Source organism: Chryseobacterium binzhouense, assembly GCF_007474545.1.
Classification (GTDB): domain Bacteria; phylum Bacteroidota; class Bacteroidia; order Flavobacteriales; family Weeksellaceae; genus Chryseobacterium; species Chryseobacterium binzhouense.
In genome coordinates this window covers 488,830-515,135 of record NZ_VKOG01000002.1, presented here as the reverse complement: position 1 = coordinate 515,135, position 26,306 = coordinate 488,830, and the positions used below count along the sequence as shown (strand labels likewise).

The 26,306-nt window shown below is 39.1% G+C and carries 26 protein-coding genes and 1 tRNA gene; 21 read left to right on the top strand and 6 right to left on the bottom strand.

Annotated features, from left to right (window positions below; genetic code table 11):
- The first annotated feature begins 49 nt into the window (after window positions 1–49).
- The 3 genes from trxA (FNE73_RS08175) (at window position 50) to FNE73_RS08165 (ending at window position 2,028) form a co-directional block, all read left to right on the top strand.
- Complete coding sequence (gene trxA, locus FNE73_RS08175; protein WP_040995543.1) at window positions 50–367, top strand: thioredoxin; 318 nt, start codon at window positions 50–52, stop codon at window positions 365–367.
- 103 nt (window positions 368–470) lie between these two features.
- Window positions 471–544: transfer RNA gene (locus FNE73_RS08170), tRNA-Asp, on the top strand.
- A 248-nt stretch (window positions 545–792) separates the two neighbouring features.
- Window positions 793–2,028 carry a site-specific integrase gene (locus FNE73_RS08165; protein WP_072410508.1) on the top strand — a complete coding sequence of 412 codons (1,236 nt, stop codon included), beginning with the start codon at window positions 793–795 and terminating at the stop codon, window positions 2,026–2,028.
- Between the two features lie 179 nt (window positions 2,029–2,207).
- On the opposite strand, the gene FNE73_RS17025 is transcribed toward FNE73_RS08165, so the two are convergent.
- Window positions 2,208–2,588 (bottom strand): YidH family protein, encoded by a 381-nt coding sequence (locus FNE73_RS17025; protein ID WP_072410509.1) that lies wholly within the window; start codon window positions 2,586–2,588, stop codon window positions 2,208–2,210.
- A gap of 173 nt (window positions 2,589–2,761) precedes the next feature.
- Between FNE73_RS17025 and FNE73_RS08155 the strand changes: the two genes are divergently transcribed.
- The 18 genes from FNE73_RS08155 (at window position 2,762) to FNE73_RS08070 (ending at window position 18,731) form a co-directional block, all read left to right on the top strand.
- Window positions 2,762–3,394: a Crp/Fnr family transcriptional regulator gene (locus FNE73_RS08155; protein WP_072410510.1), complete on the top strand. Its 633-nt coding sequence runs from the start codon at window positions 2,762–2,764 to the stop codon at window positions 3,392–3,394.
- A gap of 73 nt (window positions 3,395–3,467) precedes the next feature.
- Window positions 3,468–4,262, top strand: a complete 795-nt coding sequence (locus FNE73_RS08150; protein ID WP_072410511.1) for a sulfite exporter TauE/SafE family protein — start codon at window positions 3,468–3,470, stop codon at window positions 4,260–4,262.
- 162 nt (window positions 4,263–4,424) lie between these two features.
- Window positions 4,425–4,988, top strand: coding sequence for a YeeE/YedE family protein (locus FNE73_RS08145; RefSeq protein WP_072410512.1), 564 nt, complete (start codon window positions 4,425–4,427; stop codon window positions 4,986–4,988).
- An 11-nt stretch (window positions 4,989–4,999) separates the two neighbouring features.
- A complete protein-coding gene (locus FNE73_RS08140; protein WP_072410513.1) occupies window positions 5,000–5,482 on the top strand; it encodes a DUF6691 family protein in 483 nt (160 codons plus the stop codon).
- Window positions 5,483–5,878: 396 nt separating this feature from the next.
- Window positions 5,879–7,270, top strand: a complete 1,392-nt coding sequence (locus tag FNE73_RS08135; RefSeq protein ID WP_072410514.1) for an MBL fold metallo-hydrolase — start codon at window positions 5,879–5,881, stop codon at window positions 7,268–7,270.
- Window position 7,271: 1 nt separating this feature from the next.
- Window positions 7,272–7,586 (top strand): rhodanese-like domain-containing protein, encoded by a 315-nt coding sequence (locus tag FNE73_RS08130; RefSeq protein ID WP_072410515.1) that lies wholly within the window; start codon window positions 7,272–7,274, stop codon window positions 7,584–7,586.
- Window positions 7,586–8,197: a class I SAM-dependent methyltransferase gene (locus tag FNE73_RS08125; protein WP_072410516.1), complete on the top strand. Its 612-nt coding sequence runs from the start codon at window positions 7,586–7,588 to the stop codon at window positions 8,195–8,197. Before FNE73_RS08130 ends, FNE73_RS08125 begins: the two co-directional genes overlap by 1 nt.
- Before the next feature lie 7 nt (window positions 8,198–8,204).
- Window positions 8,205–8,438, top strand: coding sequence for a hypothetical protein (locus FNE73_RS08120; RefSeq protein ID WP_072410517.1), 234 nt, complete (start codon window positions 8,205–8,207; stop codon window positions 8,436–8,438).
- A 12-nt stretch (window positions 8,439–8,450) separates the two neighbouring features.
- On the top strand, window positions 8,451–8,747 hold the full coding sequence (gene trxA, locus FNE73_RS08115; protein ID WP_072410518.1) for a thioredoxin: 297 nt from the start codon (window positions 8,451–8,453) through the stop codon (window positions 8,745–8,747).
- A gap of 1 nt (window position 8,748) precedes the next feature.
- Window positions 8,749–9,453 (top strand): thioredoxin domain-containing protein, encoded by a 705-nt coding sequence (locus FNE73_RS08110; protein WP_072410519.1) that lies wholly within the window; start codon window positions 8,749–8,751, stop codon window positions 9,451–9,453.
- A gap of 115 nt (window positions 9,454–9,568) precedes the next feature.
- Window positions 9,569–9,919: a hypothetical protein gene (locus FNE73_RS08105; RefSeq protein WP_185147317.1), complete on the top strand. Its 351-nt coding sequence runs from the start codon at window positions 9,569–9,571 to the stop codon at window positions 9,917–9,919.
- Between the two features lie 104 nt (window positions 9,920–10,023).
- Window positions 10,024–11,391: a TolC family protein gene (locus FNE73_RS08100; protein ID WP_072410522.1), complete on the top strand. Its 1,368-nt coding sequence runs from the start codon at window positions 10,024–10,026 to the stop codon at window positions 11,389–11,391.
- 9 nt (window positions 11,392–11,400) lie between these two features.
- Complete coding sequence (locus FNE73_RS08095) at window positions 11,401–14,559, top strand: efflux RND transporter permease subunit (protein ID WP_143884144.1); 3,159 nt, start codon at window positions 11,401–11,403, stop codon at window positions 14,557–14,559.
- A gap of 14 nt (window positions 14,560–14,573) precedes the next feature.
- The gene (locus FNE73_RS08090) at window positions 14,574–15,680 is read left to right on the top strand and encodes an efflux RND transporter periplasmic adaptor subunit (protein ID WP_072410526.1); all 1,107 of its coding nucleotides are present in this window, start codon (window positions 14,574–14,576) and stop codon (window positions 15,678–15,680) included.
- Entirely contained in the window at window positions 15,680–16,222 is a 543-nt protein-coding gene (locus FNE73_RS08085; protein WP_072410527.1) for a TlpA family protein disulfide reductase, read from the top strand. Before FNE73_RS08090 ends, FNE73_RS08085 begins: the two co-directional genes overlap by 1 nt.
- A gap of 18 nt (window positions 16,223–16,240) precedes the next feature.
- Window positions 16,241–16,846 (top strand): TlpA family protein disulfide reductase, encoded by a 606-nt coding sequence (locus tag FNE73_RS08080; RefSeq protein ID WP_072410529.1) that lies wholly within the window; start codon window positions 16,241–16,243, stop codon window positions 16,844–16,846.
- Window positions 16,846–17,295: a DsrE family protein gene (locus FNE73_RS08075; RefSeq protein ID WP_072410531.1), complete on the top strand. Its 450-nt coding sequence runs from the start codon at window positions 16,846–16,848 to the stop codon at window positions 17,293–17,295. The genes FNE73_RS08080 and FNE73_RS08075 overlap by 1 nt, the downstream gene beginning before the upstream one ends.
- 11 nt (window positions 17,296–17,306) lie before the next feature.
- On the top strand, window positions 17,307–18,731 hold the full coding sequence (locus FNE73_RS08070; protein WP_072410533.1) for a bifunctional metallophosphatase/5'-nucleotidase: 1,425 nt from the start codon (window positions 17,307–17,309) through the stop codon (window positions 18,729–18,731).
- A gap of 73 nt (window positions 18,732–18,804) precedes the next feature.
- Here the strand turns inward: FNE73_RS08070 and FNE73_RS08065 are convergent, their stop codons facing one another.
- The 5 genes from FNE73_RS08065 to dinB all read right to left on the bottom strand — a co-directional run bounded on the left by FNE73_RS08065 (window position 18,805) and on the right by dinB (window position 26,254).
- On the bottom strand, window positions 18,805–20,055 hold the full coding sequence (locus FNE73_RS08065; protein ID WP_143884143.1) for a pectate lyase family protein: 1,251 nt from the start codon (window positions 20,053–20,055) through the stop codon (window positions 18,805–18,807).
- Window positions 20,056–20,333: 278 nt separating this feature from the next.
- Entirely contained in the window at window positions 20,334–21,044 is a 711-nt protein-coding gene (locus tag FNE73_RS08060; RefSeq protein WP_072410538.1) for a YozE family protein, read from the bottom strand.
- Window positions 21,045–21,252: 208 nt separating this feature from the next.
- Window positions 21,253–21,906, bottom strand: a complete 654-nt coding sequence (locus tag FNE73_RS08055; RefSeq protein ID WP_072410540.1) for a hypothetical protein — start codon at window positions 21,904–21,906, stop codon at window positions 21,253–21,255.
- Between the two features lie 118 nt (window positions 21,907–22,024).
- Window positions 22,025–25,102, bottom strand: coding sequence for a DNA polymerase III subunit alpha (locus tag FNE73_RS08050; RefSeq protein ID WP_143884142.1), 3,078 nt, complete (start codon window positions 25,100–25,102; stop codon window positions 22,025–22,027).
- A 9-nt stretch (window positions 25,103–25,111) separates the two neighbouring features.
- A complete protein-coding gene (dinB, locus tag FNE73_RS08045; protein WP_072410544.1) occupies window positions 25,112–26,254 on the bottom strand; it encodes a DNA polymerase IV in 1,143 nt (380 codons plus the stop codon).
- Window positions 26,255–26,306 lie beyond the last annotated feature (52 nt).

Here is a 26,306-nt window from a genome sequence, read left to right as displayed (position 1 = left end):
TGTAAATTTGTATCTATAAATTAGAATATTAATAATAAAAAATAAAAACATGGCTTTAGAAATTACAGATAGCTCGTTTCAGGAAACAGTTTTAAAATCAGATAAACCGGTATTGGTAGATTTTTGGGCAGTATGGTGCGGACCATGCAGAACATTAGGACCAATCATTGAAGAAGTAGCCAGCGATTTTGAAGGAAAAGCTGTAGTAGGAAAAGTAGATGTAGACAACAATCAGGAAATTTCTATGCAGTACGGAATCAGAAATATTCCTACAGTATTGATTTTTAAAAACGGAGAAGTGGTAGATAAATTGGTAGGAGTAGCCCCAAAAGAAGTTATTGCAGAAAAATTAAGTGCACACTTATAAAAATAATTAATTTGATAATGAATGCTTTCCGGATTCGGGAAGCATTTTTTTGATCTGATGTTTGTAAAATAAGTTAAAAAGTGTATTTTTGCAGTACCAAAATGATCCGGTAGTTCAGCTGGTTAGAATGCCGCCCTGTCACGGCGGAGGTCGCGGGTTCGAGTCCCGTCCGGATCGCAACTACAATATCAAAGTAGTACAAAAAGCTTTAAAACATACGTTTTAAAGCTTTTTTTGTTTTATGTATGTTCAAAGAGAACTAAAAAATCACAATCTGAAAGTGACCTATTCAGTGACCTGTTGAAACAGGTTAAAAAAGGTCACTGGAAATTCAGACAAACCCTGTTCAGCAGCTAGTTCAGCAACTGAATATCTTGTGATAAGTTTTTGCTAAGGTTAATTTTAAATCTTAAACGCTAAACAATATGAACAAGACATTCAATTTACTTTTCTATGTAAAAAAAGCTAAAATCAATTCTGTAGGAGAGTCTCCTATTTATTTGCGGATTACCATCGACGGCAAAATAACCGAGGTAAGCACAAAGCGTACAGTAAAGCCTACGAAATGGAATTCTGCAATGCAGAAGGTTAGTGGTTCTTCAGAAGATTGCAGATCCCTTAATTATTATTTGAAAACATTTGAGCAGAAAGTTTACGACACCTATCACGAATTAATCAGAGATAACGAAACAGTAACTTCTGAGGCTCTTAAGAATAAGTTAGTAGGTAGAGGTAGAATAACCCGAACACTCATTCCCGTTTTTCAGGATCATAATGATCGAATGGAGAAACTTATAGACAAAGAATTTGCCCAAGGAACATTAACCCGTTATAAGACCTGTCTGAAACATACCAAAGATTTTTTGAAATGGAAATACAGTATTACCGACATTGAAATAAAAAAGATCGATTATGCTTTTCTAAACGATTTTGAATTTTTTTTAAGGACTGAAAAATCCTGTAATAATAATTCTGCAGTAAAATATATCAAGAATTTTGGTAAGATTATTCGTATCTGTCTTGCAAATGGATGGCTGGAAAGAGATCCTTTTATGAACTATCATTCTAAGTTTAATGAAGTGACAAGAATGTTCCTTAATGAAAAGGAGATAGAAGTACTTTTTGCCAAAGATTTTAACAATGAAAGATTGTCTTTGGTAAGAGATATTTTTCTGTTCAGCTGTTTCACCGGACTAGCGTACATTGATACTCAAAAACTAACATATCAAAATATCAATTTGGGACTTGATGGCTCTCAATGGATTTATACAAAACGTCAGAAAACTAAAACTACTTCTAATATTCCCTTGCTTTCTCAAACAGAGAAAATTATTGAAAAATACAAAAATCATCCAGTATGTCTTAATAATGGAAAGTTGCTGCCCATTCTTAGTAATCAAAAAATGAATGCATATCTTAAAGAGATTGCTGACTTGTGCGGAATTAACAAAGAATTGACCTATCATATTGCACGACATACCTTTGCAACTACAATCACTTTGTCTAATGGGGTTTCCATTGAAAGTGTTAGTAAAATGCTAGGTCACAAGAGCATTAAGACAACACAGCATTATGCGAAAATACTTGATAAAAAAGTCAGTAAGGATATGATGGAATTGAAACAAAAATTTACTAACAAGGAAACTGTTGTAATTTTTTAGGTAGCTCGGTTTTGCTGAAGGATTTTTGATAATTGTAATAATAAAGATTATCTACTGAACTTTGGGAACAAACTTAATTTCAAGGAAATCGGACTGCGTTTTCCCATCATCTATACGAAGCACTCTTTCGATTTTTATTGATTTATAATAGCTAATTAATTGAAATCTGTGAGTATCATTTATATGTTATTTAATAGATAATGTATTAAAAAAATGCTCAGCAAAAATAAAACAATGGTGACTATGAGCAAGAAAATGTTGTTCTCGTAAAATGTATTATTATTAATACGTTTTTTGTTATTGTAGTAGTTAATATATGAAAATAATAAAACTATAGCTCCAACAATTACAATTATAATCCCTACAAGACTGGAATGTCCATTTTGAAAGTGAACTATGTTTTTAGCTTCTGCAACTAAAGATATCTGCTTAAGAAATAAGGAAAATTTAACTAATACGAATCCGAAACCCATCAATGCTATCGATGTTCGCATCCACGCAAGAAATGTTCTTTCATTTGCCAAATGTTCACTGGTATGATTAGGTTTATCTTTATTCATATCTTATTAAAATTTATCTTGCCCACAATAGCTAACAATACCAAATTTACAAATTAAGTTTGAAATAGATTTTTTATCGATTAGCAATTTGCAACAAGATAAAATGTTCTAGGTTACATATTGACGGTTTACATTCAGAAGAATTACATTATATTAGATGAAATATTTTTGCAATGGAACATACTGCATTTTCTTCCGATGTCATTTCTTCACAGGAATTACTTGATAAGCTTTACCAAAATGGTAATCTAAAAACCTACCGGGAAGGTGAAATCATTCTAGATGAAAATGCTTCGATCCGCTCTATACCAATTGTAATGAAGGGATTGTTGAAAGTAATACGAACGGAAGAAGATGGAAGAGAAATATTATTATACTATATTAAAGCAGGTGAAAGCTGCATTATGTCTTTTCTTGGTGGAATGCATAATGAAAAGAGTATTGTAAAGGCAGAAGTTGAAGAAGATTCCGAAATACTTTTCTTACCTGTAGAAAAGGTGTCGCTCTTTATCAAAGAATATCCGGAATGGCTGGACTATATTTTCAGACTATATCACAAACGCTTTGAAGAATTACTGGATATTATTAATGCTATAGCTTTTAAAAAGGTAGATGAGCGACTACTAAATCTTCTTACTAAAAAAGCAGAAATAGCAAATTCAAATACTATAGTCGTTACTCACGAGCAACTTGCGAATGAACTTGGAACAGCAAGAGTTGTTGTTTCCCGACTTCTAAAGCAATTGGAAGATTCTGGAAAAGTGAAATTGGGAAGAAACAAAATTATTGTTTCAGATCTGAATTAAAATTTTCTTATGTAACAAAAGTAGCGGTGCAGTAAACACGAAATATCCATTTTTGTCATATAAAAGTAAAGAGATGGAAATTTTCGGATACATTGCCGCAATATTTATTGGTATTTCCTTAGGGCTGATAGGAGGAGGGGGAAGTATTCTTACTGTGCCTGTCTTAGTATATCTCTTTGGTATAGATGCCTTCGTAGCCACAGAATATTCACTTTTCATAGTTGGAATCAGCAGTGTGGTAGGTTCAGTTTCCTATTTTAAAAAAGGGCTGGTCAATATGAAAACCGCTTTGGTTTTTGGCATTCCGTCAATAATTTCTATTTTTTTGACCAGAAATCTTATTTTGCCACTGATTCCCGATGAGGTTTTTACAATCAGTACTTTGGTGGTGACCAAAGATATCTTATTACTTCTGATTTTTGCAGTATTAATGATCCTCGCTTCCTATAAAATGATTTATAAAAGCGAAGCACTGCAAATACAAACCATTCATTCCGATAAAAACAGCACTCTTTTAGTATTGGGAGAAGGTTCTGCAGTTGGGGTGTTGACTGGTTTGGTCGGTGCGGGTGGGGGCTTTATGATTATTCCAGCACTCGTCAATCTCCTAAAAACCCCAATGAAGGTGGCCATCGGTACCTCGCTCGTCATCATTTCCCTCAATTCCCTTATTGGATTTTTTACTTCAATGCATAATGTTCCCATCAACTGGAAACTACTTGCAACGGTCTCATCCATCTCTATATTAGGGATTATCATAGGGGCACAATTGTCAAAAAAAATAGACGGTGGAAAACTCAAACCTGCTTTCGGCTGGTTCATTCTAACAATGGGAATTTTCATCATCGTAAGAGAAATTTTCTTGTAACTGTTAAGCGACTTTTGCAGTATAATTTTGGCAAAGAATTAATACATCCATCTTCGTTATTTTTTGCAATAGAGCGAAAAAGAAATAATAACTCTTCTGTAACAAAAGTAACCGTAATAGTAATCCTAAAGATATAATTTTGAAATAAATTAATTAAGTACAATGATAGAAGTTATAAAACAACCCTGGCCGTGGTATATAGCGGGTCCGTTAATAGGGCTTACAGTTCCGGCTTTGCTGATAGTGGGCAACAAATCTTTTGGAATCAGTTCCTCTTTAAGGCATATTTGCGCAGCGTGTATTCCTGCCAACATTAATTTTTTCAAATACGACTGGAAAAAAGAACTCTGGAATTTGTTTTTCGTCTTCGGAATTGTACTAGGTGGAATCATTGCTTCCCAGTGGCTGATGAATCCGGGAGAAATCTCTGTCAATCCCAACTTAAAAGCTGAGTTAGCAACGTACGGAATTACCGATTACAGCAATCTCGTTCCAGTTCAGTTAATGAATTTTGCCAGTCTGTTAACTTTAAAAGGTTTCATCACAATGGTTGTCGGTGGATTTCTGGTAGGTTTCGGAACACGCTATGCGGGTGGTTGCACCAGTGGACATGCTATTATGGGATTGTCAAATTTACAGTTGCCATCACTCATTGCAACCATTTGTTTTATGGCAGGAGGTTTTTTAATGGCGAATGTGATTTTGCCGATTATTCTTTCACTTTAATTTGAAATAAGATGACAAAAGAAAAAGATTTAAGTCCACAGGACAGCGTTGGCGCAACACAAAGCTATTTGACTCAAAAATGGTATTACAATCTGAAGTACCTTTTTGTGGGAGTAGCATTCGGAATTGTTTTTGTAAAAGCAGAGATCATCAGCTGGTTCAGGATTCAGGAGATGTTCCGTTTGCAGTCGTTTTTTATGTACGGCGTAATCGGTAGTGCAGTTCTTACAGGAATGATTTCAGTGTTTATTATTAAGAAATTCAACATCGAAACAATTTATGGGGAAAAGATTTCAATTGCACCGAAGAAATTTAACAAAGGGCAGATCTATGGCGGATTGATTTTCGGTTTTGGCTGGGCGATTACAGGGGCTTGCCCGGGACCCCTTTTTGCACAGATCGGAACGGGAGCATTGGCAGTTGTCGTTACTTTAATCAGTGCTATTTTAGGAACCTGGGTCTATGGATATTTGAGGGATAAATTACCCCACTAATATATTTTTCAGTAAAAATCTAATTCTTTGAGACTGGTTCGGCTTGGATGCAGTCTCTTTTTTTATTCAGGGATATGTCTTGTTTATCACTGTTGATGATCTGTATTTCTTGCTTTATTATCAGATCATCAAATTATTTTCAGACAAATAGGTCACATCCTGACGTATTAGGTAATAGGGGTAGCATTCGTTCACTAATTTGTATATTAAAAACTAATATAGAGGATACCGATCAGGAAACGATCTATCAGAAAACAATTATAGTTATCTTAGTAGAGTGACGACTGATAGATTAAAAAAAATTAACTTATGTAACAAAAGTAGCGGTATGGCAATTTACAAACACTGAAATTTGTACTATAAAAATTAAAAGTTTAACCTTTAAAAAATTAATGGATGTTTTTTCAGCATATTTACGATAAGAGCCTTGCGCAGGCCAGTTATTTAATCGGTTGTCAGGCGAAAGGCGAAGCCATCGTAATAGACGCCAAAAGAGATATTGATACCTATCTACAGGTTGCCAATGAAAACAATCTGAAGATCACACATATTGCAGAAACCCATATTCATGCCGATTTCTTGTCAGGTTCCAGAGAACTTGCGGAAGTTACCGGAGCTAAAATGTATCTTTCGGATGAAGGTGGTGAGGACTGGCAATATGAGTTTCCGCATATTGGTGTAACCGACGGAGATATTATTACTGTTGGAAATCTTAGCCTAAAAGTAATTCATACACCAGGACATACACCTGAAAGTGTTAGTTTTCTTTTGACTGACCATCCTGCTACTGACGAACCGGTAATGATCTTTACAGGCGACTTTATCTTTGTTGGCGACATAGGAAGACCTGATCTGTTGGAGAAGGCTGCCGGAATTGTCGGTAATCAGGAAGATGGTGCGAAAGAAATGTTTCATTCTGTCAGGGATTTCACTAAACTGCCGGAGTTTATCCAGGTCTGGCCAGGCCACGGTGCTGGTTCCGCTTGCGGAAAATCTTTGGGAGCAGTTCCAAGTTCTACGGTAGGTTACGAAAAGATAACCAATTGGGCTTTCCAGTACGACGAAGATGAGGACGGTTTTGTAGACTATCTGCTGGAAGGGCAGCCGGAACCTCCAAAATATTTCGCAATGATGAAGAAGCTTAATAAAGTGGAAAGGCCTTTATTGACGGAAGTTCCCAAACATAAGAAACTTTCCAAAGGTGTGTTTTTGGAGGCTTACCATAATGGCGTTAAAATAATTGATACGAGAAACAAAGAAGATTTTGCTGACGGATTTATTCCAAGCAGTATTAATATTCAGGGGAATAATTCTTTTTCCACTTGGGTGGGATGGCTCGTAGATTACTCGGAACCTTTCATTCTGATCGCTCCGGAAGAAAAAATGGACGATCTTACACGGAAATTAATGAGAATCGGGATGGATCAAATGTTGGGATATATCGTTACAGTTGAAAATTTAGGCTTAGATCTCCAAACCGCTGACGTTGTAGGAATTGAAGAATTTAGATCATATCTGAACAGAGATGACATTCAGGTAGTAGATGTAAGAAATCAAACGGAATACGAAACTGCACATATCGAAAATGCCGAAAATGTTTTTGTAGGAACATTGGAAGATAATCTTGACGAGATATCCAGTAGTAAGCCGGTGGTCATTCATTGCCAAAGCGGTGATAGAGCCACCATTGCATATTCACTGCTGAAAAAAAATGGATTTGTGAATGTGAAAAATTTTTCAGGCGGAATGAAGGAATGGACAGAAAAAGCTAACCCTGTAAAGAAATAAAATGGATTTACTATCATTGTTATTTGGCAAAAAGGATAATTCTGCTGTGATAAAAGCTTTGGATGAAGGTGCTTTTTTAGTTGATGTGAGAACTCCCGGAGAATTTGCTTCAGGAAGTGCAGAAGGAGCTGTGAACATTCCTCTGAGAATGATTAAAGACCAACTCTCAGAATTCAAAAACAAGGAAAATATCATTGTTTTTTGTAAAAGTGGAACCCGAAGTGCAATAGCAAAAGGTACTTTAGAGCGAAACGGACTTGCTAAAATTTTTAATGGCGGAAGCCTAAAAAATATGATTAAACTAATCGAAAAATAATGAAAGACCTCTGGAACGAACGATACAGGCAATCTGATTTCGTTTACGGCGATCAGCCCAACGTGTATTTTGCAGAAAAATTGGCTGGACTTAAACTGGGGAAAGCAATTTTTCCCGCTGAAGGAGAAGGCAGAAATGCTGTTTTTGCCGCGACGAAAGGTTTTGAAGTCGATGCTTTCGACCAGAGTGAAGAAGGCAAAAAGAAAGCTGAGCGACTTGCGGATAAAAATTCGGTCACCATTACTTATAATTCGGTTTCGGCGGATCAAATCAACTATGAAAACGGGAGTTTTGACCTATTGGTAATGATATTTGCCCATTTTCCTGAAAAAATGAGACGTGATCTGCACAGGCAATTTTCTTCGCTTGTCAGGAAAGGTGGAAAGATTATTCTGGAAGGATTTAGTAAAGACCATTCCGTGTTTCAGAAAGAAAATCCAAAAGCAGGAGGACCGAAAGATTCGGAAATGCTTTATGATATAGAAGATTTGAAAACTGATTTTTTCGATTTTGATTTTCAGGAAGCATTTATATCCGAAACTGTACTGAATGAAGGTCCTTATCATCAGGGAAAAGCATCGGTTGTGCGTTTATTTGGTACAAAAAAATAGAGAAAGTATGAATAATTTATTGAAAAAATGGAACTTTGTACGAATGCTTCGTTTGGCAATGGGAATTTTTCTTATGGTGGAATCGATACAATCAGGAATGTGGTTGCTGGCGGCTATTGGAGCAATTTTTGTTGCAATGCCATTATTGAATCTAGGCTGTTGTACAACAGGAAACTGTTCGATGCCGACTCGTGATTTAAAAAACAGCAATGATGAAGTACATTACGAGGAAATTATATAAAAATTGAGTAAAATGAATAAATTTCAGGAACTAATCAGTCAGGAGAAACCCGTATTGGTAGATTTCTTCGCAGAATGGTGCGGTCCATGCAAAATGCAGGCGCCTATTCTTCAGGATCTCAAAAAGAATATTGGTGATGCAGCAAGCATTGTTAAAATTGACATCGATAAAAATCAGGCAGTAGCAGCGCAGTTCGGAATCCGAAGTGTTCCTACTTTGATGATCTTCAAAAATGGAGAAGTAAAATGGAAACAATCCGGTGTTTTTCAGGCGGATGAACTGGAAAGATTAATCAAGCAAAACCTTTAAAATGTATAAAAACCTAATAGTTGTATTTTTTCTCATCGCAATTACAGGATGCGGAAAAGCTCAGAGTAACAAAAGCGAGAGCAGTCTTCCTGCCAAAGAATTTTCTAAAAAATTGGACCAGACCAAAGATGCACAATTGGTTGATGTAAGAACACCTGGAGAATTTCGTAACGGTCATCTTAAAAGTGCAATGAACATCGACTGGAATGCAGATGACTTCACAGAGAAAGCAAAAGCGCTCGATAAGGATAAACCTGTATTTGTGTATTGTATGAGCGGACCCAGAAGTACGGCCGCCGCTGCAAAACTTCAGGAAATGGGTTTTAAAAATGTATATGAAATGCAGGGAGGGATGATGAAGTGGAGGAACGCTGAGCTTCCGGAGATCAAAGCATCAACTGCTGCAGGAATTAGTCTTGCCCAATATAAGGAAATGTTGAAAACCAATACTCCCGTTCTGGTAGATTTTTATGCCGAGTGGTGCGCTCCCTGCAAAAAGATGGAGCCTTACCTTAAAAAGATGGCTGCTGAAATGCCGGATAAGGTGAAAATTTTAAGAATAGATGCAGATGCAAATACAGAACTCTGCAAAGAACTGAATGTTTCTGCACTACCGGTCCTGAAGCTATATAAAAACGATAAATTAGTCTGGGATAATTTAGGTTTTGCAACAGAGCAGGAAGTGAAAAACAAGATTGCACAATAATGTATTTCATATAAATTCTGTTAATGTTTTTGACCTTACTAATTAAAAATTTATATTTGCAGGAATGACTTATCAGAAATTAAATACCAATCATATAATGAAAAGCGTTATTTCAATGTTTTTCATTATATGTATTTTAATTTCTTCCTGCGCTGTAAAATACGGTATCAAAAACCTACTCAGTCTGCAGCCTTCCGCTAAAAGTCATACCTCCGCACCAAAGGAGAAATTTACTACCAACACAACCACGGCCTCTGTCTGCAACTTTTGCAAGGAAAGAGAAATTACCGCTAAAAATGATACCCATTTTTCAGTGGCGGATTTTCAGGAGCTTGCTGCATTTACATTCATTCTATTTGCAGGGGCATTTCTGTTTATAAATCTTAGAGTACATCCATTTTACAGTACTTCCAAAATTGGAAATACGGTTCCCATCTTCATACAATACCGCAAACTTATCATTTGATTTAAAATTTAATTGGTCTCTTCTTGTAGAGACTCAAACGATTGATTTTAAATTTTTATTAATCCTTATCGGAATCATTTCGGTAACTGTTAATCTTTCATACAATGATAAGAAAAAGTCTTTCAGTCCTTATTTTTGGGCTGATTACTCAACAGTCTGTCCTTTATGCCCAGCAAGAATCACTTTTGGGTAAAATATGGACAGAAACACAAAAAAACTATTCAGGGATCCGTGCAGCCGAGTCTGCAATAGAATCTTCAGAATATAACGAAGAGACAGTAAAATCCAAGGCATTACCACAGGTAAAGCTTCAATATCAAAATACCTATGGAACATTAGAGGGAAGCAGTGGTGGTTTTTTCCCACAGTCCGGTTTTTTTAATGTTTCCGGAAACAGGAATTCAGGCTCCTCTTTATCCTCAAACAATTTCGGCTCAGCCATTGCGGAGTACGAGATCTACAACTTCGGGCGTCAGAGATCCGAGGAAAGATCAGCAAATGAGTTCACACAAAAGCTCAGGACAGATAAAGAATCCTATTTGCTGAGGCTCAAAAAATTGCTATCACAACGTTATCTTGACTATGTCTTTAATGGCGCCAAGCTCAGATGGGCAGAGAGAAACTCGACGAGGCTCGAAGAAATCCACAGTTCAAGCAAAGCCCTTTCGCGTGCCGGTCTCAAACCGGAAGCAGATTCTGTACTTACCTATTCATCGTACGTTCAGGCATTGGCAATGCAAGATAATTGGTTTGGAAAGCAGCAGGCAGCCACAGAAAAACTTAAGGAATTTTACATTGATAATTTTAAAGTAGAGGATTACCAGGTCAGTCATTTTCTTGACCCTGAAATAAATTCTTTTAACAGTGAGAAGGTTAATCCATCACATCCTTTTTTAAAGTCCGTCCATCAGGAGTCCGAATACTACCAGACCAAAGCGGAAACAGAGAGAAGATCATCACTTCCGTCGCTTAAGATCTTGGGAGGTTATGCTTACAGAGGTTCAGGATCCGATCCATATGGCAATGTCTCAGGGAAATTTACCGATGGTTTCTCCAATTCTGCCAACAATGCTCTTGTTGGACTTGGATTGACGTGGAATATCAGCAGTCTTCATACGAACAGGCAAAAAGCCAATATGATGTCAAAAGAAGCAGAACGTCTGGGTTATCTCGAAAACCAGTATCAGCTATCAATGCAGACTGAGATTAAAGCCCTTGAAAGCAGGATTGTAGAACAGCAAAAACAACTTAAGAAAGAAAGTGCTTCTGTGAAAGGCGCATCAGATGCGTACGAAATGTATGTAGCAAGATACAAGAGTGGGCTTATTACCCTCACTGAACTGTTACAGATCCGTCAGATTCTTGAAAATGCAGAAAAAAGTCAGATCGATGCCGCAAAAGAATTCTGGGAGCAGGTCATAGCAAAGGCTGAACTCACCGGCGATTTTGATTATTTATTTACCCAACTTTAAAATTTTAGAATGAATTTAATACGTTTTGCGCTCAGAAAGCCCATTGCCGTCATGGTCGTTTTCCTGTCGGTCATTGTGCTTTCCCTTACAGCTATAAAAAAAATAAAAGTAGATATTTTCCCGGAGGTAGAGTTGCCGTCAATGTATATTGCGATGCCTTACGGAGGGCTTTCACCTCAATATATGGATGGTTTTATGTCCAATGAATTTCAAAAAGTTTTACTCTTTGTGAATGGTGTCAAGAATATTGATTTCAAAAGTGTTCAGGGACTGACCTTAATGAAACTGACCTTTTATCCAGGCACCGATATGGCTCAGGCTGCAGGTGAGGTTTCTACGCAGGTTTCACGGGCAATGGGATTTTTACCACCCGGTGCAGTACCGCCCATGGTTGTGCGGTTTGACGGTAATTCACTTCCGGTCGGTCAACTTGTCTTTGAAAGTGACAATCACTCTGTAACAGAGCTTCAGACAATGGTCCTAACCAAAATCCGGCCGATGTTTGTTGAGATTCCCGGTATTACGGCTCCGGCACCTTTTGGGGGTAACATCCGTTCGATCGTTGTAAATATTGACCCGGCTGCAATGCAGAGTAACGGACTGAGTCCGGAAGAAATTACTTTGGCGATCACAAAAAGCAGCCATCCTTCGCCAGCAGGAAATATCAGAATGGGCGAAACGAATTATATGGCACCGATCAATTCCATAGCCAAAGATCCTGCGGAGTTTCTTAAAATCCCGATAAAGACCCAAGACGGTAGAACTCTTTACGTGGGTGATGTAGCCAATGTTCAGGATGGAGCTGACCAGACATCTGGATATGCATTGGTCAATGGGAAACGCTCTGTGTATCTCCCGGTGATCAAAAAATCAGATGCTTCAACACTGACAGCAGTTGAAAATCTAAAAAAAGCAATGCCAAAACTGAGAGATCAGCTTCCAGATGATGTGAAGGTAAGTTATGAATTTGACCAGTCAAAATATATTGAACGTTCCCTTTCAAATCTAATTCATGAAGGACTTTTGGGTGCACTCTTTACAGGACTGGTCATTATTCTTTTCCTTGGTGACCTTCGAGGTGCACTGATCGTGGTCTTTACAATTCCCATAGCAATATTAACAGCCGTCTGTGTACTCTATTTTGCAGGATATACTATTAATATAATGACCTTGAGTGGGTTAGCCTTATCCATCGGAATTTTGGTAGATGAAGCCACGGTCACGATCGAGAATATCCACCAGCATATGGAAATGAGGAAAACCAAACCCAAAGCCATTCTTGATGCAGTACTTGAAATTTCCATTCCGAAGGTGCTGATATTATTATGTATTTTGGCTGTTCTTACGCCTGCCTTCATTATGACGGGCATTCCAAAAGATATGTTTCTTCCGCTTTCTTTTGCAGTTGCATTCGCAATGATAGCTTCCTTTCTGGCATCCCAGACCTTCGTTCCGATCCTGGCTAACTGGATGATGAAGAATAAGCATATTGAGAAGCATTATGTTAAAAACAGGAGTTTTTTCTATCGATTCAGAGCGGGCTACAGTCACAAAATGAGAAAATGGTCGGGAAGGACTTTGGTGTTGTTTTCGGCCTATATCATTTTCTCGGGTCTTTTAATATTTTTAATGATGCGCTCATTGGGAACCGATATTATGCCTCTTTCCAACAGCGGTGATTTTCAGATGAGAATTGATGCGCCACAGGGAAGCCGTCTGGAGAAAACTGAAAAGCTGGTGAAGGATATTCTCAAAGATATTGAAGGTATTTTGCCAGAAAATGCGGTCAGCATCAGTTCGGCCTATGTCGGTTTACATCCGGCAGCAACGCCGATTAATCCCATATTTCTTTTCACCAACGGAACACACCAGTCTGTTTTGCAGGTTTCTGTAAATAAGGAGTTCTTTTCAGGGTCTATGGAAGATCTGAAAGAAAAGATCCGCAAGACGATTGCTGAAAAGCATCCTGAAGCGCAAATCAATTTTGAACCGATGGAACTTACCGAAAAAATCATTGGACAGGGATCGATGACCCCGATAGAAATCAAGGTAGGATCTCCGAATCTGAAACTGGCGGCATCTCACGCAAAAAAAATAGAGGAAAAGCTAAAAAGTAACGATTTCCTGCGAGACGTCCGCATTGCAGAGCCACTTCAATATCCGACGTTACAGATCAACGTAGACCGAAATCTCGCTGCGCAGTTCGGACTGACGATGCAGGATGTGACACGCAGTCTTGTGACCGCTACCTCTTCAACCCGCTACACTGACAAGAACCTCTGGGTCGACCCAAAATCAGGACTTGTCTTTCAGACACAGGTCCAGATTCCAGAAAGTATAATGAACTCTGAAGAGATCCTGAAATCACTTCCACTGAAAAAAGACAGCCCGAGACCTGTTCTTGAAGATATTGCTACAGTTAAAAAAACGACCGCACCTGCACAGGTCAACCGAAAGGGACCTATGAGATATTTAACGATTATCGGAAATGTGTACGGAAAAGACCTGGGCTCTGCTTCCAAAGCGGTGAAAAATGCCATCAGTGAGACCGGAAAACCTCCAAAAAGTGTTTCTGTCTGGACAGAAGGCACACTGCAGCTACTGGATGATACACTCGACAGTCTTGCAATGGGACTTTTGGCGGCAGTACTAGCGATATTCCTAATGCTTTCTGCTTATTATCAGTCATTTAAAGTACCTTTTGTTGTTCTTTCCGTGATTCCTTCCGTGATCGTGGGAAGTCTTGTTTTGATTTTCATTACCGGCAGTACGCTCAACCTCCAGTCATATATGGGGATGATTATGTCCATCGGTGTTTCGGTTTCAAATGCCGTATTACTTATCAATCAGGCAGAGTACTACCGTAAACATTACCATATCAGTGCGCTTCATTCTGCGAGAATGGCAGCGGCGTCCAGACTCCGCCCTGTACTGATGACCGCTTTGGCGATGCTTGCCGGGATGATTCCTATGGCAATCGGTATCGGGGAAGGTTCTGAGCAGGTTGCTCCACTTGGTAGAGCTGTTATCGGTGGTATCATCGCATCCACTCTTACCATTCTGCTTTTGGTTCCGCATTTTTTTGCAGCAGTAATGTCCAATGCAGGACATTCAAATCCTTCCTTGGATCCGGAAGATGAGGAAAGTAAATTTTTCGTACAATCTTAAATAATTAAAAAATAATGAAAATCATCAATAAAATAAAATACATCTTTATTCCGGTCGTTCTTTTGGGAGTGATTTCCTGCTCGGGCGAAAAGGAAAGTAAAAATGAAACAAAAAAAACAGTTCAGCCTGCTCGGTCTTTCGTGACCACAGAAATCAAGCTGATAAATCCCACTTATCAGATTTCCGTTCCAGGCGAACTGAAACCTTATGAATCGGTGCAGATCTTTGCGAAGGTTGCCGGATTTATCAAGAAAATTTATGTTGACAGAGGTTCAGTTGTGACCAAAGGTCAGCTTCTTGCAGTTCTGGAAGCACCAGAAATGAATCAGGATTACCTATCCGATAAATCTTCACAGCAGAAAACATACACCGACTATCTTTATGCTAAACAGGCTTTTGAGCGATTGCAGGATGCTGCCAGTACAAAAGGAGCTGTTGCGGACATAGAACTGGATAGGGCTAAAAGCATTATGCAGAGTTCCAAAGCAACATACGAGGCATCAAAAGCGGGCACCGGTAGGTCTTCACAGATGAATCAGTACCTTAGGATCACGGCACCTTTCAGTGGTGTGATAATGGATAGGAATCTGTCGGTAGGAGCCTTGGTTGGTCCCAATTCAGGAATGGCTCTTTTCAGTATCGCTCAGAAAAATAAGCTGAGACTGACGGTATCTCTTCCTGAAAAACACGCATCAAGTGTCAATGAGGGGATAGTGGCGCAATTTACGGTCAACTCGATCCCAGGAAAAAATTTTGAAGCGCATCTTTCAAGGAATTCCGGTGTTATCAGTCAGGAAAACCGTTCGATGACCCTTGAGTTTGACGTTCCAAATCCGGGCACTGTCTTAAAAGGGGGAGAATATGCACAGGTCCAGCTCAATCTGAAAAGAAGTGCACCTACATTTTTTGTACCCACGAAAAGTATTCTGCAGACTCAATCCGGAACCTTTGTGATGACCTTCAATGATAATACGGTAAGCAGAGTTGCTGTGAAAGAAGGAATCACCTACGAAAAAATGACCGAGGTCTTTGGTGCACTATCCGGCCATGACAAAGTTCTAGTAAAACCTTCCGAAGAAATTGAGGAAGGAAAGATATCAACCCCAAAAAAAAATAAATAATGATAACGACCTTAAAATTTAAAACACCTATTTTCATTCTTATGATGACCCTGTTTTCTTTTTCTTTGAGTGCGATGCAATCAAGAGTTGAGAATCAGGATGGGCCCATCCCACAAAATAATGTAAATGATAATGAGGATATCATCTTAATCGATGAGAACGGAAAGAAAATTGCTTTGAGTGAACTGAAAGGAAAAGTGGTCTTTGTAAATTTCTGGGCCACATGGTGCAGGCCTTGTGTCGAAGAAATGCCGAGCATCAGAGACCTGAAAGACAAATTCAAGGGAAATGACAATATCGTTTTTGTCCTTCTCAATGTGGAAGCCAACCTGACAAAGTCTAAGAAATTTATGAAGGATAAAAACTACGATCTTCCGGTGTATGTCGCAGCCGACACTATTCCTTCGCAGTACTTTCAGGGAGCAATTCCGACGACTTTGATCTTTAATAAAAAAGGAGAACTCGAAGCACAGATGCAGGGAGGGCAAGATTTTGACCAGCCTGAGATTTATGAAGCACTGAAAAAGTTAACCGGACAATAATTTATTAAAATAAGAACAATGGAAAAATTTAAAATATGGCTTCGGAAGAACTGGAGTACGGCACTTTTGGTGTCAATATTCATCGTGTTGCTTGTGAGTCCCGATGCAAAAGCATGGCTGATGCGCCAGATCATCTCTACCGGTCTTATGAACTCAAAGATTGAAGAAAAGGAAACAGAGCCGACCGTTGAGTCGACTCCTTTGTCCAGTACTGAAAACTTCAGTGTCAGGAATGATAAAGGTGAGATCATCAATACTTCTGACCTCAAGGGAAAAGTGGTGTTTATTAACTTCTGGGCGTCTTGGTGCCCGCCTTGCCGTGCGGAATTCCCTTCGATTCAGACATTCTACGACCGATCTAAACCCAATAAAGATCTTGTTTTTCTTACAGTCAATCTGGATGAGCAGACCGCCTTGGGTAAGATGTATCTTGAGAAAGAACAATTCACTGTTCCGTTTTTAGTTGCAGAAGGTTCGATTCCAACTGCTTTTTTTAATGGTTCGCTTCCTACGACCGTCGTTTTGGACAGATCAGGAAAAATCAGGATGCATCATGCGGGAATGGCAGACTACAGCAAAGAATCATTCTATCAAGAAATCAATCAACTTTTAAATGAAAAATAATGAAAAACTTAATTAAGATATTGACCATCTCAGTTTTCCTGACAGGGTTTATGGGTTTTGCGCAAAAGGCAACAGTTTACGAATCTGCAAAATCTATTAATAAGGAGTACAAGGCTTTGTATGTGATCAATGAAGGTGATGACCAGAAAATCAGAGTCATTATCAGAAATATCAATAACGCGATGGAAGATCCCAGGCTGAAAGGCAAACTGAAGGTCGAACTGCTGGCCTTTGGGGGCGGAGTGGAAATGTTCAGAAAGAAAAATCCCTATGGAGAACTTCTTACAGGTCTGCAAGATAAGGGGGTAGTGATGGTACAGTGCGAAAATACCCTTCGTGAAAAAAAGATCGAAAAGTCCGAATTATTTGAGTTTGTAAATTACACCCCCAGCGGAAATGGGGAGATGATTTTGAGACAGGATGAAGGATGGGCAATAGTTAAACCATAATATTGGAAATTATGAAATTATCAATAGGATTCATCAACGATGTGCACGGCTATATGGAACCCCATCCAGAGCTGTTTTATGACTATCAGAAAGAATATGTTAAAAGTGCAGGAGGTTATGCCAGAATTCAGACCATCTTCAAAAAGATCAGGGCAGAAAATCCGAACGCATTGCTCTTCGACGGAGGGGATACGTTTCACGGAACAGTTCCGGTGGTACAGTCGAAAGGAGAGGTCTTGATTCCCATACTTAACCAACTTGGATTTGATGCAATGGTAGGACACTGGGACTTTGCCTATACACCAAGACATCTGTTAAAATTGGAAAGCCAGCTCAATTATCCCGTCTTGGGCTGCAATGTTTTTGATGAGCAGGGAAAACGATTTCTGCTACCTTACAAAATATCTGAAATTGGAGGACTCGTAATTGGTATTATCGGGATCTGTTCCAATATTATCGATAAGACAATGCCGGAGAAGTTCAGTGAAGGCATAACGGTGACCGATGGAATTGAAGAGACAAATCAATGCGTCAGAGAATTAAGAGAGGATGCTGTGGACATTATTATTCTTTTGTCGCACAATGGTTATCCGCAAGATATCGAACTGCTCAAAAAAGTGGAAGGAATCGATATTTGTCTCAGTGCACACACCCATAAGAGGATGTACGAAGCAGAAAAAGCAGGAAACTGCATTATCATCCAATGTGGCTGCCACGGATCATTTGTAGGACATCTAAAGCTTGATGTCGAAAATGGAATGATTACACATTTTGATTACAAGCTCATTGAAACTGACGACAGTCTTGATGAAGATGTAGAAGTTAAAGATATGGTTGAAAAAAGTTTACAGTCTTTTTCTGAAATGAAAAGTACAGTATTGGGGACGACAGAACATATTTTGCACCGCTATTCCACGCTGTCTTCTACTATGGATGACTTTCTTCTGTCTGCCGTCAATTTTGCCACGGACGTTGATATCTCCTTTTCCAATGGATGGCGCTATGGTGCACCTATAGATGTCGGAAATATTACCCTATGGGACTTATACAAAATCGTACCGATGAATCCGCCTATTTCCACCACAGAGCTTACTGGAAAAGAGATCTTCGAAATGTTAGAAGAAAATCTGGAGAGGACCTTTTGCGCAGAGCCGATGAAACAAATGGGAGGCTATGTTAAGCGTTGCAACGGATTGAGAATTTTGATGCGCATTGAAAATCCGCCGGGTTACAGAATTCAGGAAATCTATTTTCAGGGAAGACATTTACAAAAAGACAAGGTTTACAAAGTTGCTTTCCTCACCGAGCAGGGTGTTCCAAAGAAATATGGAAAAAACCGCACAGAGACAGGATCTAATGCCATAACAGCAATGACATATTATCTTGAGAATAATTTTAACATTAAAAGATCTGAAGATTCTTTTCTTTTGGTCTGAAATAAAGGCAGAAGATCCGAAGATCCTCTGCCTTTTATTTTATGTGCTGGGCAATTCCGATGATTGAATGTTGCTATTTGATCAGGCTATTGATAAAGTTTTCCAGATTAGTAAATCCTGTTAGAGTGATGACCGATCCGTCTGCGGCATCATTCAAGTTCAGTCTGTTTTTATTTTCCCAGTCATCAGGTATGCCGTCGCCGTCTGTATCTTTCAGCTTTGATGTCTCCTGCTTCACTTCCGGTTGCCCTCCGGCATCGACTTCCGTTTTAAAGATCTGGCCTTTCTTTCCAAGGCTTTTAAAATATCCGATGATCCGTTTATCAACCGCATCCCGTTTTAAAGAAGACCCAGCTTGCGCCAAGACCACTTTCCATGCTTCTACGGCGGCACTGATCGTAACATTACTTCTTGATATTGCAGATGGTTCTTTTACAAGCGTTGCAGTTTGTTTGATAAAATCTTCATCAGTGACCAACCGCCCGTTTACTTTGCCATCTTTATTGAGGTCTACATAATTATCTTTGTGATAAACATGATCGGTAGCAGTGAACATATCTAGGAAATGATCGGTCGAACTCGGTCCGGCAATAAAATAATTACCTACAAGGTCCTGATAATGATCTGTCGCCGAATGTCCTCCAACGAAAGCACTTTTGCCCCAGTTGTACACGACATTGTTAATATATTCAATTTTTGCTTTTGCTTTGGGATTCCGGCTTTGATTGCCTGTCCACAGGCAATGGTGTACTGTTATATCGACAGGATTTTCCAACAAGGCGCCGAAACGCTGCGGATCGATACCTTCACCAATAAGACAATATTGCAGGGTAATATTAGTACTGTTCTTTATATGCAGGTTGTCCCATCTGCCCCATTGAATGGAAACATGATCAAAAATAATATCCTTCAGGTCATCCGCCACTACAGTACAAGCACCTTTGGGCATATCAATACTTCCTCTGAACCTTATAAACCTGATGATAGAATTTCCGCCAAAGGAGATACCATTACCATATACAGTGATTCCGGAACCTGGTGCAGTTTGCGCGGCAATAGTAATTCCTGGAGCTGCTGCAATCTTTTCTTTGATCTTGATCACACCGGCAACATCAAAAACAACAGTCCTACCGGTTTGGCTTACCGCATCCCTGAATGAACCACTGCCTGTATCGTTAAGATTGGTAACGCGATAAACAGTTCCACCACGACCACCCGATGCAAAGCGCCCAAAGCCTTCTGCTCCAGGAAAGGCCAGCTGTTGCGCATTGATCATCAAATTGAAAGAACATAAAATGAAGGATAGAGATATTTTCCAAAACATAGCCATTTGATTTATAGCGAAATTAGTGCGAACATACTGATGGAGTGTCCTGCACTTTCTGTTTTTTAAAAATCTTAATTACGATAATTCTCAATAATGTAGAAATATTTTGGTGAATCAAGGAATGACAGGAAATAGAAGCTTCCATCAGTGATGAAAATGGTCAGAAGGGAAAACTGCAGTCATAAAAAATGCCCTTGGTTACAGATCCAAGGACATCTTTAATGTTAATAAAACTTCCACTTCATTATAGGTACAGAAGGAAGATATCAAAGTTATTATGCCAATCGATTCAGACAAGCAAGTTCCGGAGTACTACGAACCTCGTCTAGCCGATAGTAATATTCATCTCCGGCATTTTTCAAAGGTCTTTCTACCCTAAAGGAATAGTGCCGTTCATCCACCTCTGTAATAACTACAGGTATGGCTTTACGTCCATCATTGGAGATCCAGGCCTCATCTCCGACATTAAACTTCTCTGGTACTCTTTTGCTGTAGTGTAAAGGAATAACATTTTTCACGAAAACGATTTTTCTAATATCATTTTTAGGTGTTGGTGTTTTTGTTACTATTTTATCCTTATTTGGCTGCAGACTGCGTTTAATATTTGCATTGTAGCTTTTCCACGCATTTTTCAAAGCATTGACAGCTTCTCTTGCAGCACTTTTTGATCCTAAATATGATTCATAGTTCTCAAGATTGTCAAATGACGGCCATGTGCTATCCGTTTTCACGTCTCTGGCCAGATCGCCTAGCGGTGAATCCCTGTTGACCTGTTTGCTCAACCAATCGGTGAATGTTAGATGTGCTACAATGGTATGAGATGGTTGTGGCTCTGCATCAAAACTCCTAAGGCAGTGTTTCCAGTTTGAAAATCCATATTTTTTGGCAGTAATATCCAAAGCCTCAGTATGCTGAATTCCAAGTTCTCTTTTAAGCTTTTTTGCTTGTAGTTTATAAAAACTGATCGTATGATTGTTCGGTTCCATTGAATTTCTCTTTTATTTCACAAGAAATAAATGTCACCCACTAACCACTACTCTTGTGTATGAAACAAAAGTTATTCAATTAAAAAGAATTACAGTGCTTATCAGCTTTGCTACTAGTGGGTGGCAGGCTCTGTAGAGTAGACCTACACAAATATATAGAAACTAACCTAATAAACATGATATAATCAAAGTTTATTTAGAAACTATTTTAAATAATATCTGAGAGACCTTTTCCGAACCTTTGATCTCCCTTTCGAATATCGATCAGTTCATCTATATTTTTGCCGGTATATTTTTTTGAAAATTCATAAAGCTTGTTCCAATATTGAGAACTGTCATTTTTATGTCTTCTGACAATTCGAATATCGTGATGTCTTCCTGTTGCTTCTCCATATTCATCGGTCGTAGGAATTGAGTAGATCAGATAATCAGCCAAATGATGAAACTCCGAGTGATCAAATATCTCCGTATCAATAAGCGATTTCGATACCTGGGCGTAACGACTGTCAAAAAGTTGACGGTCATTCATAAATATTGAATAGAGACATTCATGAATATAAGTTGTTATATCTTTTCCACGAAAACGATAAATACAATCGATCTGTTTATTTCCCAGCATCAGTGCATCTCTCCATTCGTCTCTCCACTCGTCATGAAATTCTTTACCGTCAAGCTCGATGGCAACCAGATAGTCATTAGATCTCAATAAAAAGTCCAAGCGAAAAAGTCCGGCGGAATTTCGGATCTCATATTGTGGTATGATCTCAAAACGGTCATTCACAAACTTTTCAAATTGCTGGATGAAAATTTCTTCCAGAGGACTTTCAAGTTGGTTTCTGTTGATATGGATGGTGTTACTCATAATTATAAAATTAGTAATATATTTTGTAGATCAGATCATTATTATTGAAGGTCAGTCTTTTATCACGAATTTTATTCTGATTAAATTTTTATAATATTGCTCCAAATAGGCTCGTGCGTTATCGTAACATTTTATGTCGGGGCAATCCGATCTCTTTTTCATGCGGATAAGGTTCCCTAAAAGTTAAGCTCACATCTTCACGAAGGCTCCTTTCTATTTCGTGGGCTTTATACTTGTCCATTGAATAACGTGGATCTGCGATCAGCGGCATCTTTGCCATCTTGGTAATGGTTACTGTAGGAAAATGATAATCGACCTCAACCGTTCCCAGTAATAGGTAGATCCCACCTTCTTTAAAAGGAAACCTTCTCAGGCTGTCCGGAAAATGGGCGGTATCAAAATATTCCCCTTCAGCATCGATCCAGGTTCCGAAATACATATCATCTTTCTTTCCGGGATGATCTTTCTTTTTAATGGGCACATGCTTTCTGGAGATCAAATAGGCCAGCATCTTGACCTGTTTTTTATGATATTTCAGCAGATCCCTCACCAGCACATGGCCTCTGTACTTAGTTTTCAGCAGGTCAAACATAGAAAAGGAGACAGGAAAGCCCAATATCTCAATTTCATCAAAAGCATCTTCAAATTGATTCCGTTCAATAACCGGCAGTTGATAATCCTTCTGCGGCTCATCAAATAAAGAAATGACTTTTATTCTATATTGCCCTTTAGACAATAGAAATCTGGCTTCGATCAGCAATTCATGTTTTTGTTTCCCTGTAGATCTGAAGGCGCCAATAAAAATGAGTATCTGCAGTGACTCTATACCGATGGGCACTCTTTTAATAAAATCCTCAAGTGATGTATAATCTCCATTGTTTCTTCGTTCGTCAGTAATGAGCTGCTTGAGCGAGGCTTCCAGTTTTTCAATGTGCATAAAACCCAGGTATACGTCTGTTCCATACACTGTCGTCTGAAATTCGCTGAGGTTAACACAGGGATTATGAATGGTCGCTCCTGCCATTTTTGCCTCGTGAACATATACTTCCGTCCGGTAAAATCCACCACCGTTGTTGATGGCTGAGACCATAAATTCAATAGGGTAGTAAACCTTTAGATAGAGACTCTGATAGCTTTCTACGGCATAGGAAGCGGAATGTGCCTTGCAGAATGAATACCCAGCAAAAGATTCGATCTGGCGATATACTTCCTGGGACAATTGTTCAGGATGTCCTTTTTTCCTGCAAGACTCAAAGAATTCATCTTTTAGTTTCTGCAATGCAGATAAAGAACGGCCTTTGCCACTCATGGCTCTGCGCAAGACATCACCGTTTTCTGCAGAAACACCACCGAAATGAAGGGCAATTTTGATGACATCCTCCTGATAGACCATGATTCCATAGGTTTCTCCCAATTCCTTTTCAAAAACCTCGTGAAAATATTCAAACTGATCAGGATGGTTATGCCGAAAGATATACTCCCGCATCATCCCGCTCTGTGCCACACCGGGACGGATAATGGATGAGGCAGCCACCAAAACCTTGTAATTCTCACACTTCAATCTTCTCAACAAGCCCCGCATAGCAGGCGATTCAATATAGAAACAGCCAATCGTCTTTCCGATACTCAGATATTCGTTGCACTTGGCCTCATTTTTTGAGATCCTTGTATCCTCAATGTCGACAGTGATCCCTCTTTTTTCTTCGATCAGTCTGACCGTATCTTTTATGGTTCCCAATCCTCTTTGTGATAGAATATCAAATTTTTCGAGACCGATCTCCTCTGCGGTATGCATATCAAATTGTACGATCGGGAATTCCTTTGGGGGAAATTCCAAGGCAGAATAGTTCGTGATCGGTTCCTCTGAGATCAGGATCCCACAGGAATGCATACTTCTTTGGTTAGGAAAACCTATCAGTAATTTCTCATATTTGTAGATCTCCTGAACGATGGAATTCTGATCATGCTGATCTTTCGGTCTTTTGGAGAGCTGATCGAGTTCATCTTTTGGCAATCCGAATACTTTGCCCAGTTCCCTGAATCTAGATCTGCTTTTAAATTCTACATTGGTCCCACAGAATGCCACATGGTCTTTTCCATATTTTTTAAAGATATATTCCAATATGGCATCTCTGTTCTTCCAGCTCCAGTCGATATCGAAGTCAGGAGGTGTCTTCCGGTTAAGATTCAGAAACCTCTCAAAATAAAGATCCAGTTCCAAAGGACATATGTCAGTGATCCCGATGCAGTAGCTGACAATGGAGTTGGCACCGCTTCCTCTTCCGACATGCATAAATCCTACACTTTTGCTGTATTGTACAATATCCCAGGTAATTAAAAAGTAACCGCAAAAATTCAACTGGTCAATAACTGCCAATTCTTTTTCCATTCTTTCCCTGGCTTGCCCATTATCAAGAGAATAGCGATCACATAAGCCTTCAAAAGCCAACTGATTCAGCAGTTTGAAATCATTTTCTTTGCTATTGGTATAATATTTTTTATTTTTTGGTGTCTTGAAGTCAAAATCGAAACTGCAAGCATTGACAATATATTTGGTGTTTTCAACGATCTCCGGATATTGGGAATACTTGTCTAACAGTCCTCTTTTACCAATAAAGGTCTCATTGCTTTTACAGTAGTCATCTTCTGTAAGTTTGCTGAATAAAGTATTTCCTGCTATTGCCCGTAAAACTTTATGCAGTTCATATTCCTCATCTGTCTTAAAAGTGACCGGTTGCAGGATGACCATTTTATGGATCAGAGCTTTTAGTTCAGGATTGAACAGCAGGTTTATCTCATCCTGTCTTATTCCTATAAATTCATGGTCCAGCAGTTGTTCAGGAATATTTTTTAAAGGATAGATCACAAAAGTATTTTCCAGTTCAGGATTAGCTTTAGGAATCTCAATTCCTTCACAATTATAATTGGTCAAAAGCCTGTTGATCTCTGCGATACCTTTTGGGTTTTTTGCAAGACATATATAATACTGTTCATTCTCAATCCGTACATCAACACCGACGATCGGTTTGATTCCATTATCCTGACAAAGCCTGTAAAACTGGTAGATACCGGTAACCGTATTGATATCACTCAGTGCCAAAACCTTTAATCGATGGTCAACAGCCAGCTGGACCAGATCTTCAATAGAGATGGTTCCGTAACGTAAACTGTGATATGAATGGCAATTCAGAAACATAATAAAATATTAAAGTAATAGACCTGATGCTCTCCCGACACTGGATGGACCGAACCTGTCCTTCAGATGATCCATTGTCTGATACAAAGAGATCAGTTCTTCCGTATCTTCAAAAAGATCCATCTGATGAAGGCCATGAACCAGACCGGTAAACCTGACACCGATCAATCGGATCCTCATTCTTCTTGTGTAGACCTTATTGAACAGTTCCAAAACATACCGCAATAAGGTATGGTCAGCCGAAGTATAGGGGATCCTGCATTGTTTGGTCTCCGTATCAAAATTGGCATACCTGATCTTAATGGAAACCGTTGAGGTCAGCCATTTTTCGTGCCTCAGCTGATAACAGAGCTTTTCAACCATTCCTGACAATACACTTCTGATATTCTGAATATCGATAGTGTCCTGAGAAAATGTATTCTCCGTCGAGATCGATTTTCTTTCACAATAGGGTATGACCGGCGTTTCATCGATACCGTGTGCTTTCTTCCAAAGTACCGTTCCATTCTTTCCGACCAGTTCCTGTAATACATCGACCGGCATCTCAGAAAGGGTCTTTATGGTCTTGACACCTAATCTGGAAAACAACTGGAAGGTCTCAGGCCCCACCATCGGGATCTTTTTTATCGATAACGGATTTAAGAAAGGCTGGACATCCAATGCTTTTACCTCCAATTTCCCAATAGGCTTGGATTCACCCGTCCCGATCTTGGAGACCGTCTTATTGGTAGAAAGGGCAAAGCTGATCGGCAAGCCTGTATTTTTCATCACGGCATCGGCAACTTCATTCGTCCATTGGTAACAGCCAAAGAATTTATCCATTCCTGAAAGATCCAGATAAAATTCATCAATGCTTGCTTTTTCCAATACCGGTACTTTTTCCTGAATGACCTCGGTCACCACATGTGACATATTGGAATAATATTCCATATCACCTTTGATCACTCTGGCTTCAGGACATAACCTCAAAGCCATCCTAATGGGCATTGCCGAGCGGACACCGAATTCCCTCGCCTCATACGAGCAGGATGCCACCACACCACGGTCACCGCCTCCAATGATCACGGGCTGTTTCTCCAACACAGAGTTTTTCAGCCGCTCACAGGATACGAAAAATGTGTCCAGGTCCATATGTGCAATTGCTCTTTCCATACTGCAAACTTAGTCACGTTTTTAAACAAATTATGTATATTTGTTGTCATAA